This window comes from Marinobacter litoralis (genome assembly GCF_003336705.1).
Classification (GTDB): Bacteria; Pseudomonadota; Gammaproteobacteria; order Pseudomonadales; family Oleiphilaceae; genus Marinobacter; species Marinobacter litoralis.
In genome coordinates this window covers 568,420-584,617 of record NZ_QMDL01000003.1, presented here as the reverse complement: position 1 = coordinate 584,617, position 16,198 = coordinate 568,420, and the positions used below count along the sequence as shown (strand labels likewise).

The 16,198-nt window shown below is 56.5% G+C and carries 11 protein-coding genes; 7 read left to right on the top strand and 4 right to left on the bottom strand.

Features of this window, described 5'->3' with window-relative positions:
- Positions 1 to 5: 5 nt before the first annotated feature.
- Genes ruvX through gshB form a run of 4 tightly spaced genes read right to left on the bottom strand, consistent with a single transcriptional unit; the run spans position 6 to position 2,858 of the window.
- Complete coding sequence (ruvX, locus tag DOQ08_RS12355; RefSeq protein ID WP_114335252.1) at positions 6 to 446, bottom strand: Holliday junction resolvase RuvX; 441 nt, start codon at positions 444 to 446, stop codon at positions 6 to 8.
- A complete protein-coding gene (locus tag DOQ08_RS12350; RefSeq protein WP_206074867.1) occupies positions 439 to 1,005 on the bottom strand; it encodes a YqgE/AlgH family protein in 567 nt (188 codons plus the stop codon). Before DOQ08_RS12350 ends, ruvX begins: the two co-directional genes overlap by 8 nt.
- Positions 1,002 to 1,859 (bottom strand): energy transducer TonB, encoded by an 858-nt coding sequence (locus DOQ08_RS12345; protein WP_114335251.1) that lies wholly within the window; start codon positions 1,857 to 1,859, stop codon positions 1,002 to 1,004. Before DOQ08_RS12345 ends, DOQ08_RS12350 begins: the two co-directional genes overlap by 4 nt.
- Positions 1,860 to 1,907: 48 nt before the next feature.
- The gene (gene gshB, locus DOQ08_RS12340) at positions 1,908 to 2,858 is read right to left on the bottom strand and encodes a glutathione synthase (protein WP_114335250.1); all 951 of its coding nucleotides are present in this window, start codon (positions 2,856 to 2,858) and stop codon (positions 1,908 to 1,910) included.
- Between the two features lie 310 nt (positions 2,859 to 3,168).
- Here gshB and pilG point away from each other — a divergent pair, with 310 nt between their 5' ends.
- The 7 genes from pilG (at position 3,169) to DOQ08_RS12305 (ending at position 16,194) form a co-directional block, all read left to right on the top strand.
- Positions 3,169 to 3,561 carry a twitching motility response regulator PilG gene (gene pilG / locus DOQ08_RS12335; RefSeq protein WP_114335249.1) on the top strand — a complete coding sequence of 131 codons (393 nt, stop codon included), beginning with the start codon at positions 3,169 to 3,171 and terminating at the stop codon, positions 3,559 to 3,561.
- 32 nt (positions 3,562 to 3,593) lie between these two features.
- Entirely contained in the window at positions 3,594 to 3,956 is a 363-nt protein-coding gene (gene pilH, locus DOQ08_RS12330; RefSeq protein ID WP_114335248.1) for a twitching motility response regulator PilH, read from the top strand.
- Between the two features lie 21 nt (positions 3,957 to 3,977).
- Positions 3,978 to 4,523 (top strand): chemotaxis protein CheW, encoded by a 546-nt coding sequence (locus DOQ08_RS12325; protein ID WP_114335247.1) that lies wholly within the window; start codon positions 3,978 to 3,980, stop codon positions 4,521 to 4,523.
- Between the two features lie 93 nt (positions 4,524 to 4,616).
- Positions 4,617 to 6,689 (top strand): methyl-accepting chemotaxis protein, encoded by a 2,073-nt coding sequence (locus tag DOQ08_RS12320; RefSeq protein ID WP_114335246.1) that lies wholly within the window; start codon positions 4,617 to 4,619, stop codon positions 6,687 to 6,689.
- Between the two features lie 27 nt (positions 6,690 to 6,716).
- Complete coding sequence (locus DOQ08_RS12315; protein WP_114335245.1) at positions 6,717 to 7,616, top strand: CheR family methyltransferase; 900 nt, start codon at positions 6,717 to 6,719, stop codon at positions 7,614 to 7,616.
- 11 nt (positions 7,617 to 7,627) lie between these two features.
- Positions 7,628 to 15,142 carry an Hpt domain-containing protein gene (locus DOQ08_RS12310; protein ID WP_114335244.1) on the top strand — a complete coding sequence of 2,505 codons (7,515 nt, stop codon included), beginning with the start codon at positions 7,628 to 7,630 and terminating at the stop codon, positions 15,140 to 15,142.
- Positions 15,142 to 16,194 (top strand): chemotaxis protein CheB, encoded by a 1,053-nt coding sequence (locus DOQ08_RS12305; protein WP_114335243.1) that lies wholly within the window; start codon positions 15,142 to 15,144, stop codon positions 16,192 to 16,194. The genes DOQ08_RS12310 and DOQ08_RS12305 overlap by 1 nt, the downstream gene beginning before the upstream one ends.
- Positions 16,195 to 16,198: the final 4 nt, after the last annotated feature.

Here is a 16,198-nt window from a genome sequence, read left to right as displayed (position 1 = left end):
CCTCGTTAATCAGCTCGGCCGGCTTGTTCCCGGCACCAGGTTTCCAAAATCAACACCGCCGCCAGATCGTCTACACCATGACGGCCGAAATCCCGACTACCACCTTCGGCCATCACCTGACCTTTGGCCTCAAAACTGGTCAAACGCTCATCGACCATTTCCACCGGCACATGGTAACGACCATGAATGCGTTTGCCGAACTTCCGGGCTCTGGCGCACATGTCGTTTTCGGTATCGTCCATGTTCAGCGGCAACCCCACCAGCACCAGGTTCGGCTGCCACTCCGCTAACAAGGCTTCGATCTGGGCCCAATCGGGAATGCCATCCCGGGCCGGTATCATGGCCAGAGGCTGCCCGGTACCCAGCATTTCCTGCCCGGTAGCTACGCCAATGCGGCGGGTGCCAAAATCGAACGCCACCACTCTTCTGTTACCGACTTCAGGCATGCCCCACCGAATCACTCAACTGGCTCAAATCCACACCGATCAATTGGAGAACGGCCTCGTAACGTTTTTCGATGGGGATACGGAACAGTACATCGTCAGTGGCCGGGCATGTCAGCCAGGAGTTGCTGCCCAGCTCTTCCTCTAGCTGGCCTTCACCCCAGCCCGAATAACCTAGCGCCACCAAAAATTCATTCGGCCCATCATCCTGACCGATGCTTTCCAGAACGTCCCGCGAGGTGGTCAATAAGACCTCGTCGGTCACCCGCGCCGTATGCTGCCACTCCCGTCCTGGCGAATGCAGCACGAAGCCTCGCTCGGGCTGGACCGGCCCGCCGGTATACACCGGTATGTCCAACTCCCCGCCTTGCATATCCAGTTGTTCCAGTATTTCACCCAGATGAATACCCAAAGGCTGGTTGATCATCAAGCCCAACGCCCCGTCTTCAGAGTGTTCACAGATGTAAATCACACCACCGTGAAAACGGGGATCGGATAGCCAGGGCGATGCCACCAGAAAATGGTGCTTCAAGCTACCTGCCGCAGTGGTATCGTCAATCATCCTGAACTGAGCCCCCGCTTCTGGAACGACCAGGTTCGTATAATTTCCAACTCATCCGCTTTCTCACGCATGCTTTCCGGGAAAGGCGCAAAAGGTGCAGCCATCCGAACAATGCGAATGGCCGCATCGTCCAGCACCGAGCTGCCCGAAGACTGTAAAATGGCCACTTCTTTTATGGTGCCATCTTTACGAATAGAAACCAGCATTCTCAGATCGCCATAAATGCCCGCCCTTCGTGCCTCTGTCGGGTAATTGATGTTCCCCACCCGGGTCACTTTGCCAACCCAGTCCTGCACATACCATGCGTTATTGGATTTCAGCGTGGAAGCCGCCGTCACTCGCATCACCCGAGGCTTACGCGCATAGGCTTGCTGCTGGGCATCCAGCCGGGCTTCCAGACTGGCAATTTCCAGGCTCCGTTCCATCAGGCTTTTGCGTTTGGCGCGCGGCAAAGGCTCAGGATCTACCTGATCGTTTTGCTGCGCCACCTCGCGGCGAGCTCTGTCCGTCTCGATCACGGCCCGATTCTGGCTTGGCTGCGGCTCCGTTGTGGCTTTCGGCTCCGGTTGCACGTCTGCAACCTCGGGCTGGCTGACTTCGGCCGGTTGAGGCGAGGTCATTTCCAGAGGCTCGTTTTCCGTGCCGCTGCCCTGCTGGTTGGTTTGCGCCAGAAAATCCGCTTGCTCCGGGGCTTGTTCGTCATCAAATTGCGACAGCGTGATTTCCATCGTTTGAGCTACAGAACTGGGTAGTTCCGGCGCAAAGGTGATGCCCAACACAGCGATGGCATGAAGCGCCACCGCCATGAAAAGGGTGAATGAAAACCGATCGAAATCGCTTACCTGAACTGCCATCACGTGTCCTGATTCTGCATCTCGGATACCCGTCGGTAATGCTTACGCTTACTGTTTCAGTCGTCGTTCAATAGCATCCATCAACAACGCTGAAATATCGATGCCAAACTGTGCGTCCAGCTCCCGGATACAGGTTGGGCTGGTCACATTAATCTCGGTGAGGTAATCACCAATGACATCCAGGCCCACAAACATCAGCCCTTTCTGTTTAATCACTGGCGCAACGCGGGCACAGATCTCACGGTCGCGGTCAGTCAGCTCGCGACCTTCCCCACGGCCACCGGCCGCCAGATTTCCGCGATTTTCACCCTGGGAGGGAATTCGGGCAAGCGCATAAGGTACGGGTTCACCATCAATCAGCAGAATACGCTTATCGCCATCCGAGATTTCAGGAACAAACTTCTGCGCCATGGCCTGATGCTCGCCGTAATTCGTCAGGGTTTCAATAATCACCCCGAGGTTGGCATCATTTTCTTTGACCCGGAATATCGACCGGCCGCCCATGCCATCTACCGGCTTCATAATGATGTCGCCGTGCTCGGCGTAGAACTCCCGAAACCGCTGCGAGCTGCGGGTGACGATCAGCGGCGGCGTTAAATCCTCAAACTGCGCGGCAAACAGCTTCTCGTTGCAGTCCCGTAGCGTTGATGGCGGGTTAACAACCAAAGCGCCCTGCTGCTCGGCCGCGTCGAGTATGTATGTCGCCATCAAGAATTCGCGGTCAACCGGGGGATCCTTGCGCATCAGGATAACATCCAGATCACCCAGGGCCCGATCCTGGCTTTCGCCATAACTGAACCAATCGTCCGGGTTATTCCGCACAGTCAGGCTACGGGTGCTGGCCCGAGCCTGACCTCCCGCCAGATACATATCCTGGAGCTCCATGTACTCGAGTTCCCAGCCTCGGTTCTGGGCCGCAAGTAACATGGCCAGCGAGCTGTCTTTCTTGAAATGGATGTCCTCGATCGGATCCATAATGATCCCGAGCCGAATTGCCATAGAGTCTCCTGGAATATCAAGTTGGAAATCTGCAAATAAACCACTGAAAACACGAACCAGGCAGCAGAGTGCATCACTGATAAAGTGCTATGCTGATGATGGTATTGTACCCCAGCCGTAAATGCATCCGCAGAAATCCTGTGGCAATTACGTGACGAGGGATGCAGAAGTACATTTGGTGACAAACAAATACTTTTTATCCAGCCATGGATACTCTATAAATGAGAGGGCTTTATAGAACAACCTTAAGGTTTGTGCTAAAACCCTCTCTAAAATAATGACACCCGCTCGAGCGCAAGGCAGTCGGACAATGGATGACAACTTCGAGAACTTGAAGATCATGGTGATCGACGATAGCAAAACCATTCGTCGCACCGCAGAAACCCTCTTGAAAAAGGTAGGCTGTGAGGTCATCACCGCCACTGACGGCTTTGACGCTCTGGCCAAAATCGCTGATTCCCAACCAGACATCATCTTCGTAGATATTATGATGCCTCGCTTGGACGGCTATCAGACCTGCGCCTTGATCAAGAACAACTCTACGTTCAAGAACACGCCGGTCGTTATGCTTTCGAGCAAGGATGGCCTGTTTGATAAAGCAAAAGGGCGCATCGTTGGCTCGGACCAATATCTGACCAAACCGTTCAGCAAGGATGAACTGCTCAACACCATCCGCCAGTACACGCCTCAGGCGGAACAGTAATCCTGCTGCCACCCAGAACCTTCGAGGAAACCATGGCTCGCATTTTGATTGTTGACGATTCGCCAACAGAAGTTAAAAAGATATCCACCATTCTGGAAAAGCACCAACACGAAGTGCTGACTGCAGATAACGGTGCAGACGGTGTTGCCAAAGCCCGCGCAGAGACTCCGGACCTGGTACTGATGGACGTCGTGATGCCAGGCCTGAACGGCTTCCAGGCAACCCGTCAGCTGACCCGCGCACCGGAAACCGCATCCATTCCGGTTGTGATCGTCACCACCAAGGATCAGGAAACTGACCGAGTGTGGGGAACCCGCCAGGGTGCCAAGGGTTATCTGGTCAAGCCAGTTAACGAAGACGACCTGATCAAAACAATCAATAACCTGATTGCCTGATCCTTCGCCGTGGAGTTAAGCATGTCCGCCGAGGCCGCCCCTTTCGCCGTTCTGACGGATATCGCCCAGCGCAGCCGGGCAATGGCCTCGGGCCTTCCAGAGCAAGAACAAGCTGTTGAGCTTTGGAACGGCATCGGGTTCATCCTCTCCGGCCAACGCTATGTTGCTCCGATGGGCGATGTAACTGAAATACTGCACGTACCCCGGTTTACGCACATACCCGGGGTGCGCCCGTTTATGATGGGCGCGGCCAACGTTCGTGGCCGACTTCTTCCTCTGATAGACCTCGCCAGCTTCTTCGACATTCCCCGCTCTTCCCGCAGCCCGCGTGAACGCCGGGTGTTGGTGATCGAGCAAGGCGATATTTTCAGCGGACTGGTCGTCGATAGCGTTCTGGGCATGCAATATTTCGCAAAAGACAGTTTCCGGGCCAGCCCGAAAGGGGTGCCCGACAACGTTCGTCCGTTTGTAGATGGCGGTTACGAGCGCAACGAAGAGATCTGGAATGTGTTCTCCGCCGCCGACTTGGTGGACGACGAGCGCTTTCTTGATGTCGCACAGTGGTAGGGATGATGGTACTGGCAGGAACGTCACCCTGACCGTCTGCAACCCGATACAACAACTTGCCATTTCCAGAAGAAAAAGGCCGGGAGCCAGAAGATGAAAAACAGAGCCGGAAAACTCAGTATGGGACAGGGAGGCAACAAGCTGATTGCCGGCCTGATCGCAGCACTGATTGCACTCACTATCCTGCTCGTTGTGGTGCTGTTCATCATCAACAAAGACAGCCAGAACGATCAGGAATACATCGCCAACACCGCAGAAATGCGCGTGCTTTCCCAGGAGATCGCGAAGAACGCGACCGAAGCGGCCGGCGGCACAGCCGAAGCCTTCGACCAGTTGCGCCGTTCCCGGGATGAATTCCAGCTGCTCTGGACCAGCGTTACCAAAGGTAATCCGGAAACCGGCCTCCCGCCCAGCGAGCTCGCTCAGCAGAGTAACACTCAGAAATTATGGAACCGGGTGCGCGAAAACGCAGACAGCATCCTGTCCACTCAGGAAGCGGTACTCGGCCTGCACGAAGTTGCCCGCACACTGAACGAAACCATTCCACAGCTTCAGGTTGAGTACGATGACATCGTACAAATCCTGCTGGAAAACGACGCGCCGGCCGAGCAGATCGCACTCGCCCAGCGTCAGTCGCTGCTGGCAGAGCGGATTGTACGCTCGGTCAACAACGTTCTTTCCGGTGATGAAGACGCCGTCATCGCGGCCGACCGGTTTGGTCGTGACGCCAGCCTGTTCGGACGCGTACTGGACGGACAGCTGAACGGCAACCCCGGCATGGGCATCTCGCAAGTGGCTGACGAAGATGCCATTTACGGCCTTGAGGCGGTGGATGAACTGTTCGAGTTCGTTTCCCAGAACGTTGACGCCATCCTTGAAGCCTCTCCCGACCTGTTCAAGGTCCGTCTGGCAGCCAGCGATATCTTCCAGAACTCGGAAGTGCTGCTGACCGAGCTTTCGTCTCTGGCCAACGACTTCAGCAACCAAGCCGAATCGCGTCTGATCAACGCCACACTGGCGTTCGCTATCCTGGCCGCTATGGTTGCCATCGTTGTCTTCATCGGTTTCGCTCTGTACCGGGAAACCCAGTCCCGTCTGACCACCACGCAGGAACAGAACGAACAGAACCAGAACGCCATCCTGCGACTGCTGGACGAACTGGCTGATCTGGCCGACGGTGACTTGACCACCGAGGCTACAGTAACCGAAGACTTCACCGGCGCCATCGCCGACTCCATCAACTTCGCGATCGACCAGATGCGCGGACTGGTACAGTCCATTCGGGGTACTGCGGTACGAGTTGCCTCTGCGGCGCAGGAATCTCAGGCAACGGCCATCCATCTGGCCGATGCCTCCGAGCATCAGGCCCAGGAAATCGCCGGAGCTTCTGCGGCGGTTAACGAAATGGCCGTCTCCATCGACCAGGTATCCTCCAACGCGGCAGAATCCTCTGCGGTTGCCGAGCGCTCGGTTGCCATCGCCAAGAAAGGCGCGGAAGTGGTTCAGAACACCATTCGCGGCATGGACAACATCCGTGAACAGATCCAGGAAACCTCCAAGCGGATCAAGCGACTGGGTGAATCTTCCCAGGAGATCGGTGACATCGTATCTTTGATTAACGACATTGCTGACCAAACCAACATCCTGTCGTTGAACGCGGCGATTCAGGCCTCCATGGCCGGTGACGCAGGGCGAGGCTTTGCGGTAGTTGCGGACGAAGTTCAGCGCCTTGCGGAACGTTCTTCTGCAGCAACCAAGCAGATTGAAGCGCTGGTTAAGACGATCCAGTCTGACACCAACGAAGCCGTTATCTCCATGGAGCACACCACCGCCGAGGTAGTACGTGGTGCTCGCCTGGCACAAGACGCGGGTATCGCGCTCGAGGAAATCGAGAACGTATCCATGAGCCTTGCGGAACTGATCCAGAACATCTCCAACGCGGCACGCCAGCAGTCCTCTTCTGCGTCGCACATTTCCAACACGATGAACGTCATCCAGGAAATCACCTCGCAGACGTCTTCCGGTACCAACGCCACCGCGAAGTCGATCGGAAATCTGGCAGAAATGGCTTCCGAGCTTCGATCTTCTGTTGCCGGCTTTACCCTGCCGGATGAAGAAACGCTCAGCGAAGACAGCGAAAGTTACGACGAATCGGTGGTCAGCTGACCACCGGCCCGGGGCAGCTGAAGGTCTATGGTTCACACACATAACCAAACGGCACCCGCAGACGGCATCTGGTCACTGCGTAAACTCCCGGCCATGGACGATGCGCAGTTCGGTCAATGGCAGAGCCTGCTGGAACACCGCACAGGCATGACCCTGACCTCAGACCGGAGATCGTTTCTGGAAACCAACTTGGGTATCCGGATGCGGGAAATTGGCTGCAACAGCTATCAGGCCTATTACGAACAGATCGTATCGGGCCCGAACGCTATTCAGGAATGGGCCACTTTGGTAGACCGTCTGACGGTTCAGGAAACCCGTTTTTTCCGTGATCCTGACGCGTGCAAGCTGGTGTCAGACTATGTCATGACCCGCCCCCGGGAAGGCCTGAAAAACCAGGCACTGGAAGCTTGGAGTGTAGGGTGCTCAACCGGCGAAGAGCCTTACACACTGGCGATGGTGCTCAACGAGTGCATGGAACAGCTTGGTCTACAGCCCCTGTACGGGGTAACCGGCTCGGACATCAGTCAGCCAGCACTCGTTAAAGCCAAATCCGGCTTGTTCAGCGCCCGCAAGCTGCTGGGCATGGATGAGGCCCTGAAATCCCGGTACTTCCGGCCTGCCGAGCGGAATACCGTAGAAATCGTGAACAGCATCCGTGAACGGGTGTGCTTTGCCAGGCTCAACGTACTAGACCTGAACAAAGCCCCGATGCACGGCATGAACATTATCTTCTGCCAGAACCTGCTGATTTACTTCCGCCGCTGGCGCCGGCGCGAAATTGTTAGACGGCTTTCAGAGCGTCTGGCACCGGGGGGGTTACTGGTGTTAGGCCAAGGTGAACTGACCGATTGGCAGCCACCTGGCCTGCAGAAGGTTCCCTCGGAACATGTACTGGCGTGGATCAAACGCCAGTCCGACGAAGAATAACCGGAGTGGTTATGGGCAATCACCATGACAGTATCGCCCTCGACTGGGTTCGGGGCGAAATACAGGACACGCTGACCCAAGGTCAGCATGCACTCGAAGCGTACGTTGATAATCGTGACGACACCGCGCGCCTGCGCTTCTGCCTGAACTACCTTCACCAGGTGCACGGCACCCTGCAAATGGTGGAACTCTACGGTGCAGCCTTGCTCACCGAAGAGATGGAGAAACTCACCCAGGCCATTCTGAACGAAACCGTCGTTAACATTGATGACGCCCTCGAAGTATTGATGCAGGCCATTCTCCAGTTGCCACAATACCTGGAGCATCTGGGCAGCAGCCGCGACGACTTCCCGATGGTTTTGTTGCCGTTGCTCAACGACCTACGCGCTGCTCGCGGCGAATCGTTGCTGTCTGATACATCGCTGTTCAAGCCGGACCTGACCGCAGCCCGCTTTAATGTAACCGGCAAAGTATCCGAACGCCTTCAAGACCCCAAGGTGCTGGGTCACCTGCGAAAACTGCGGCAGATGTACCAGTTTGCGCTGGCCGGTGTGGTTCGCGAAGAAGATCTGGACGCTCATTTCGGTTACATGCAAAAGGTCATCGACCGGCTCTCGCGCTTGTGCCAAAAAACCGCCCGGGGCGAACTGTGGAAAGCCGCCGGAGCGTTTGTTGAAACTCTCGAAGCACACGTAAACCCGGTTAACACCGCCGTTAAATCGCTGTTGCGCGAACTCGATGGTGAGATTCGCAAGCTGACAGACGAACACGCCGACATTCTGCTTCAGCCTGTTCCTGAAGCTTTATTGAAAAACCTGCTGTACTACGTGGCTCGTGCCCGTGATCTCGATCGCCCGCAGGTCAATTACTTGCGGAAGGCTTATCAGCTATCGGATGCCCTGCCCTCCGATGACGACGTCAGCGAGGCTCGCACACGCGTTTCTGGCCCGGGCCGAGACGCCATTCAGTCGGTGGTCAGTGCCCTAAACGAAGAGCTTGGCCGATTGAAAGACCAGCTCGATCTGTTTGTACGTGCCGAGCATCGGCAAAACACCGAGCTGGACGAACTGCTCCCCGGACTACGTCAGGTCGGCAATACTCTGGCCATTCTCGGCCTTGGTATTCCCCGCAAAGTAGTGACGGAACAAATCGAACTGCTCGAAAAGCTGTGCAACCAAGTAGAAACCATCGATGACGGCACCTTGATGGACATTGCAGGCGCTCTGCTTTATGTCGAAGCCAGTCTGGCCGGCCTCGATGTGGATCGCCATACCGAAGTGTCCGACAGCGTCGATACGGGTGAGCCGACAAACATCGGCTCTCGTGAGCTGTCAGAGGCCAACGAAGCGCTGATCCGGGAATCCCGAAACACCCTGGAACAAGCAAAGTCTGCCATCGTTAACTTCATTGCCTCGCAATGGGACACCCAGGAAATCGAACACGTTCCGGCGCTGCTTCACAGCATTCGGGGCGGCCTTGGGCTGGTGCCTCTTGAGCATATCCCGGACATGCTCGACTCGGCCGAGCGTTACATTTCCGATGTCTTGCTCTCGAGCCAGCAAGTGCCCGATTGGCGCCAGCTGGACACACTGGCCGATGCCATAACCAGTATCGAGTACTACCTCGAACGGGTTGCCGAAGGCATCACCGACAACGACACCATTTTGCGCATTGCCAATGAAAGCTTGGCGAGTCTCGGTTTCCCTGTCGGGGAAGATCCAACATGGAATGGCGCAGGCCAGGTTGAGGCCATGGAGGCCGAAGAGGTTCCGGTTCTTGAGCCGATCCAGGAAGAACCTGGCTCGCCACAAAAAGGCTCCGACAGCGAGCTGTTGGACGATGAAATACTCGGCATTTTCGTTGAGGAAGCCGAGGAAGTTCTGGGTACTATCCAGGAATACTACCCTCGTCTGCGCAAGGATCATGCCGACCGGGATGCCCTCACCGAAGTTCGTCGCGCGTACCACACGCTGAAAGGCAGTGGCCGACTGGTGGGCGCCGAAAGCCTTGCCGAGATGGCGTGGTCGGTTGAAAATCTGCTGAACCGCGTAATCGACCAGACGCTGAAAGCCACAGACGACATGTTTGCGCTTCTCGACGACGTGAATGCGCGCATTCCGGAGCTTATTCAAGACTTCCGCCAAGGCGAAACCACAGGCGACGTTGCGGAACTCATTGCTCGGGCTGAGGCTTTAGCCACCACCCGTCGCACTGACACCGCGGCCACGGAACCCGCCAGCCCGGCGGAAACTCAGGAAACGGCTACCAACGCAGCCGAAGACTCATCAGCGGCCGATACTCCGGCAGAGCCTGTCGTTACTGAGGCAATCGATTCACCCGAGCCCACCACAAACGACGAAGACGATCTCATCGACGACGAGATCCTTGAAATCTTTGTCGAAGAGGCCGGCGAAGTACTCGAAACCATCAACGAGTACCTGCCCATGCTGCTGCGTCAATACGATGATCGCAGCGCGTTAGCCGAAGTAAGACGCGCCTTCCATACCCTCAAGGGCAGCGGGCGGATGGTCGGTGCCGACGTGATCGGGGAGTTGTCCTGGTCCGTGGAGAACATGCTGAATCGGATCATCGAAGGCAGCATCTTCATGAACGACGACCTTGCCGCGCTGCTCCAGGATGTCACCGAAGTCATCCCGGCGCTGGTCAGCGATTTCGAGAATCGGGTTGAGGCCAGTGTCGCCACAGCACCGCTCGAAGCCCGCGCTCACGCCTTGGCCAGTGGCGAGCTCGACACCTCGGCCATGCCTGCGGCGGAGACTCCGGATAGCTTGCCTGATGCGACAACCGACAGCGTTGAATCTGACCATCAGCATTCCGAAGACGCAGATCTGGTCCTGCTCGAGATTTTCGAACAGGAAGCCCAAACTCATCTGCAAACCCTTAAAAATTACCTGCAAGCAGCCCAGCAACAGACAGCGCCCGTCTATACCGATGATCTGTCCCGAGCCCTGCACACCCTGCGTGGCAGCGCTAACACGGCAGGCATTGCTCCGATTGCGGCCATCATTACGCCTCTTGAGCGATTCATCAAAGAAGCCAGAGCGCAAAACAAACGGGCCGATCATGATGTACTCGAACTAATTTCCCGAGCCAGCGATTTCCTGAGCCACGGGTTGGCGCAAATTCATAATGATCCACAAGCCGAACTTGACGGCACTGCAGACTACCTCGAAAACCTCGAAAAGGTCAGCACCGCCACATTCCAAGGTCAGGTTTTTGATGACGACGTAGCGCCGGCAAATCAGGTTTCTTCACAACTGGTTCAGCTATTTTTGGGCGAAGGCCTCGACATCGTCCTGGATGCCGAAACAATTCTGGAAGAATGGGCCGCCGACCCTCAGCAACAAGACGCTCTGTCCACTCTGCGCAGCGAGCTTGAATCTCTGACCGACAACGCCGCGGATGTCGGCTTGGCCGACATCGCCAACCTGGCCGATGCACTCACTCGCCTGTACGGCGCAGTGACCTTGTATGGCCTGCCAAGTAACGGTCAATTCTTTGAAACCGCCAGGAAAGCTCAGGACCAGCTCATCAACCAGATGGATCAGGTGGCAGCCGGGCTGGCGACCGACCCCTGTGACGATGTCATTCTGGAACTTCATGCGTTGACCGATGCGGTTAACCGGAACGATGAGCCGGACCAGTTCGAGCAACAGTTCACCGAAGATCTGGAAGAAATAGACCTCAGTCTCGAAGACAGTGATTTCACTGCCCTAGAGACAGCTGATGAGCAACAAACCACGCTGCCCGACGTCTCCGATGACAGTGAAATGGACGACGAACTGGCGGCTATCTTCCTGGAAGAAGCCAGGGATCTGATTGATAGCACGGCTGAAGCGCTGCAAAACTGGAGTGACGACACAGGCAATATCGATATTCTGCGCCTATTGCAAAGAGATTTGCATACCCTGAAAGGGGGCGCACGTCTGGCCGATATTGAAGCCGTGGGCGACCTGGCACACGAACTGGAAAACCTGTTTGAAGGTCTGACCGAACAGCGGCTTACAATCAACGACACGCTGTCCGACTTGCTGTTCCGGTGTCACGATCGCTTGGCAGGCATGGTCGATGCTCTGGAAGCGCAAGATCAACCAAAACCGGCCCCTGACCTGGTCGTTGAAATCCAGCAATACATCACTGATGCTCAAGGCACCCGACCGGTCACCGATATCGCCCCGGCGGCAGAAACCGCCATCGAATCCGGCGACCGCGCTGAAGCTGCGCAGGATATCGGTGATATTAGTGCCGACGAAGACGCCGACAGCAACGTAGCGGACCTGTCCCATCTGGACCCGGAATTGCTCGGCATCTTCCTGGAAGAAGCCTACGACCTGATCAACTCCACCGGTAGCGCATTGCATACCTGGAGCGAGAATACATCTGACCGCAATATTGCCGCGGAACTGCAGAGAGACGTGCACACCTTGAAGGGTGGCGCTCGCATGGCGGGCGTAGATGCAATCGGCGATTTGACTCACGTTCTTGAAGACCTGTTCGAAAAGGTTGCTGAAGGCCAGCTGGAAGCCAGCAGCACCATGATCGACACCCTGTTTGCTTGCCACGATCGTCTGGCCCAAATGGTCGAACAAGTGGCCACACAGCAGCCTTGCCCGCCAGCAAAACAGCTGGAAGCACAGGTGCAAGCCATCCTGAAGGGCGAAGAAGCTACCGATAGCACCAGCAGTCGTGTTGAAGCCGAGCACGAAGACATTGCTCCGAGCTACGCCGAAGCCGAAGCCGAAGCCGAAGCCGACCTACAGGATGACTCAGCAGCCGACGATATTCTCAGCATCTTCCTCGACGAAGGGCTGGAAATTCACGATTCGATTGCTGAAAACCTGGAGCATTGGCACGAGCAACCGGACGAACTTGCGGCGGTCATGTCACTGCGCCAAGATCTGCACACCCTCAAGGGCGGTGCCCGCCTGTCAGATCTCGATGCCATTGCGGACCTCGCCGAAGCCTGGTCTCAGTTGCTTGACGACACGCTTGCCGGAAGTAAACCGGCGGAAACCGCACTGACGCTGAGCGTTCGCGCGCAAGACAGCCTGCGCTCGATGCTGGCGACCATGGAAGCCGGGCAGCGGCCAGAACTCGATTTCAGCCTCATCGACGCGCTGTCCCAATCCAGTACCGAGATGGTGGACCCGGTTTCCGAAACCGAGCAGGCTGAACCCCAAGTCCAGGAGGCACCAGACCCCGAAGTTCTGGAAATCTTCCTCGAAGAAGCCAATGAAATCATGGACCAGCTCGAGCAGCTGCTGGCCGATTGGCATAAAGAGCCAAGCAACCATCATTTCAATCAAGAGGCTCAGCGAGCCATGCATACCCTGAAAGGGGGTGCTCGCCTGTCTCAGCTCTCAGGATTGGGAGACAAAGCGCATACCTTTGAAACCTTGTTGATCGACCTTGGCGGCAATGCTCCAACCGAGTCGCAGTGGCAGGAAATTGGCCGCCAGCATGACGACATTATCGCAGCCGTAGCGGCGGTTCGTACTCATTATGAGCAAGGTACAGCGCTTCCTGAACCGGAAGAAAGCAAGCCCGCCGAAGCGCCTGCACCGCAAGCCATCGAGGCCGCAGTCACGCAACCGGAGCCCGAGCCAAAACCTGTTGCTCGTAAACCGTCCAGGCTCCGTAACAACAAGGCGGCCGAAGCTCAGCGCGCGGCACAAGAAACCATTCGGGTATCAGCCCCGTTGCTGGACGATCTGGTTAACCTGGCCGGTGAAACCAGTATCACTCGTGGCCGTTTGGAGCAGCAGTCCAGTGACTTCAGCCACACCCTCGACGAGATGGCCGCCACCATTGAGCGTCTGCGCGAGCAGCTGCGTCGAATGGATATTGAAACCGAAACCCAGATTCTGTTCCGTGCCGAACAAGAACACGGTGCAGATTACGGCGAAGACTTCGACCCGCTCGAGATGGACCGATATTCGTCGATCCAGCAGCTTTCACGGGCACTCACAGAGTCCTCGTCGGACCTTGCCGACCTGCGTGAAACATTAGCGGACCGGGTGCGCGATACTGAAACCCTGCTGGTTCAACAGTCCCGCATCAATACCGAGCTTCAAGAAGGTCTGATGAAGACCCGAATGGTTCCATTCGCGTCTACCGTCCCACGGCTCCGTCGGATTGTTCGCCAGATCAGTGGCGAATTGGGTAAGAAAGTCGACTTCGACGTTCGCAATGCCGAAGGCGAGATGGACCGAAGCATTCTGGAGCGCATGATCGCGCCCCTCGAACACATGCTGCGGAACGCCTTGGATCACGGTATTGAAACCCCGCAGGAACGCCGTCAGTCCGGTAAACCTGAAACCGGTGAAGTGGTTCTCTCGCTGACCCGCGAGGGCGGTGATGTGGTGCTTCGCATGATCGATGACGGCAAAGGCATCCCCGCCGATGTGATTCGCGACAAAGCGATTCGTCAGGGCTTGATGCACGAAAACGAAGCGCTTTCTGAGCGGGAAATCCTGCAATTTATCTTGCAGCCCGGCTTCTCCACCGCCGAAAAAGTAACCCAGATTTCCGGCCGTGGCGTTGGTATGGACGTAGTCGCCAGCGAGATCAAACAGCTCGGTGGCAGCCTCGATATCGATTCGTCATTGGGTCGTGGCACTACGTTCACCGTACGTTTACCATTCACCGTATCGGTGAACCGCGCCCTCATGGTGGCCACGGGCGAAGATTTCTACGCCATCCCGCTGAACACCATCGAGGGTATCGTTCGGGTCAGCACCTACGAACTCGAAGAGTATTACAAACCCGATGCACCCATGTACGAGTACGCAGGTCAGAAATACCGCTTGCAGTACCTCGGCAACCTGTTGAACAGCGACCATCATCCCAAGCTGCAAGGTCAGGCGCTGCCGCTGCCGGTCATTCTCGTGCGCGGTGCCGAGCAGCCACTGGCGCTGCAAGTGGATCACCTGATGGGTAGCCGCGAGATCGTCGTTAAATCCCTCGGCCCGCAGTTCAGCACGGTGCGCGGTGTATCCGGTGCCACTATTTTGGGTGACGGTAACGTGGTGGTGATTCTCGACCTGCCAGCCATGATCCGTTCGGACGTGCTGTCTGACCGCCAGCGCCTGGCCAACCTGGCCAAGGAACGCACAACCAGCCGCTTCGAAGAGCAAGTGACCACGGTCATGGTAGTGGACGATTCGGTTACGGTACGGAAGGTGACTTCACGCCTGCTGGAACGGAACGGCATGGAAGTGATCACGGCAAAAGATGGCCTGGATGCGGTGGCACAGCTTCAAGACCACCGCCCGGATGTCATCTTGCTGGATATCGAGATGCCGCGTATGGACGGCTTCGAAGTTGCTAGCTTTGTGCGCCATGATGAAACGCTCAAACATACGCCGATTTGCATGATCACCTCCCGAACCGGCGAAAAACACCGCGAGCGAGCTCTGTCCATTGGTGTGAACGAGTACCTTGGCAAGCCTTTCCAGGAAACCGTGCTGCTTGAAACCATCAAACGGCTGACTGAGAGCGAGTGATGTCCGGCCAGACTGGCCGACCAAAGGTCGGGGTCGTTTCCGATGACGCGTTGCAGCGCCGGCGGCTTCAGGAAGCCGTTGGCAAGTTCGGTTTGGACAGCTGCTTTGCGGGTGATCCCGATCGATTGATCGATTACCCGGAGTTTCCGGAGGCTGATTTGTGGCTGGTCACACTGCAAGATGAAGCAGACCATCCGACCTTTTTCGACCACTTGCTCGGTCACACCGATGCACCCGTTCTATTCGGTGTCGATCTTGCGCCCAAACCTGGCAGCAAAGAGTTTGTTCGCTGGGAAAGGCGCCTTCAGAACAAACTGGAAAAACAGCTGGGGCCTCTGGAAGCATTTGATAGCGCTTGCGATCTGGAAGAACTGGTGGATTGCGAGCCGGCTCCTGAACGGCCGGCGAGCCTGCCAAGTTCCGTCACACCCGCACCGCCGGGTTCACTGGCCAGCGAAATCTGGATACTCGGTGCTTCTCTCGGCGGCCCCGCCGCTGTAAAAGCCTTTTTGGACCAGCTGCCGCCGGGTTTGCCGGTAGGATTTGTTTACGCACAGCACATTGATGGAAATTTTACCGATGTTCTGACTCGGGTATTGGGCCGACACGCCCACTATCAACTTAAAAAGGCCGAGCAAGGCTATCGGATACAGAACGGTGATGTGGTCTTGATGCCGGTCGAACAGGAGTGGTCTTTCGATTCAGAAGGTCGTCTCCTGCAGCTGGACAAACCCTGGCCCGGACCATACGGCCCATCCATTGATCAGGTGCTGCTCAATGTGGCCGACCATTTCGGCAAACACTGCCACGCCATTCTCTTTTCAGGCATGGGCAACGATGGAGCGCTTGCGGCCCCCATGCTGAAAGCCTACGGTAGCCACATCTGGGCGCAGGAAAGCGAGAGCTGCGGCAACAGTTCTATGCCGGACTCCGTCGCAGCAACTGGCTGCACCAGCTTTCGTGGCACACCGGAACAATTGGCTGAAGAACTGCTTAAAACCATCAAGAACAACTGCCTGCTCAAGAGCCGGCACAAACGGGATTCCGCCTGAGGAC

Bases quoted from the DNA above. Each gene is read 5' to 3' on its own strand.
- pilG (WP_114335249.1), top strand. From the start codon at position 3,169: ATGGATGACAACTTCGAGAACTTGAAGATCATGGTGATCGACGATAGC.
- ruvX (WP_114335252.1), bottom strand. From the start codon at position 446: ATGCCTGAAGTCGGTAACAGAAGAGTGGTGGCGTTCGATTTTGGCACC.
- DOQ08_RS12305 (WP_114335243.1), top strand. From the start codon at position 15,142: ATGTCCGGCCAGACTGGCCGACCAAAGGTCGGGGTCGTTTCCGATGAC.
- DOQ08_RS12345 (WP_114335251.1), bottom strand. From the start codon at position 1,859: ATGGCAGTTCAGGTAAGCGATTTCGATCGGTTTTCATTCACCCTTTTC.
- DOQ08_RS12325 (WP_114335247.1), top strand. From the start codon at position 3,978: ATGTCCGCCGAGGCCGCCCCTTTCGCCGTTCTGACGGATATCGCCCAG.
- gshB (WP_114335250.1), bottom strand. From the start codon at position 2,858: ATGGCAATTCGGCTCGGGATCATTATGGATCCGATCGAGGACATCCAT.
- DOQ08_RS12315 (WP_114335245.1), top strand. From the start codon at position 6,717: ATGGTTCACACACATAACCAAACGGCACCCGCAGACGGCATCTGGTCA.
- pilH (WP_114335248.1), top strand. From the start codon at position 3,594: ATGGCTCGCATTTTGATTGTTGACGATTCGCCAACAGAAGTTAAAAAG.
- DOQ08_RS12350 (WP_206074867.1), bottom strand. From the start codon at position 1,005: ATGATTGACGATACCACTGCGGCAGGTAGCTTGAAGCACCATTTTCTG.
- DOQ08_RS12320 (WP_114335246.1), top strand. From the start codon at position 4,617: ATGAAAAACAGAGCCGGAAAACTCAGTATGGGACAGGGAGGCAACAAG.
- DOQ08_RS12310 (WP_114335244.1), top strand. From the start codon at position 7,628: ATGGGCAATCACCATGACAGTATCGCCCTCGACTGGGTTCGGGGCGAA.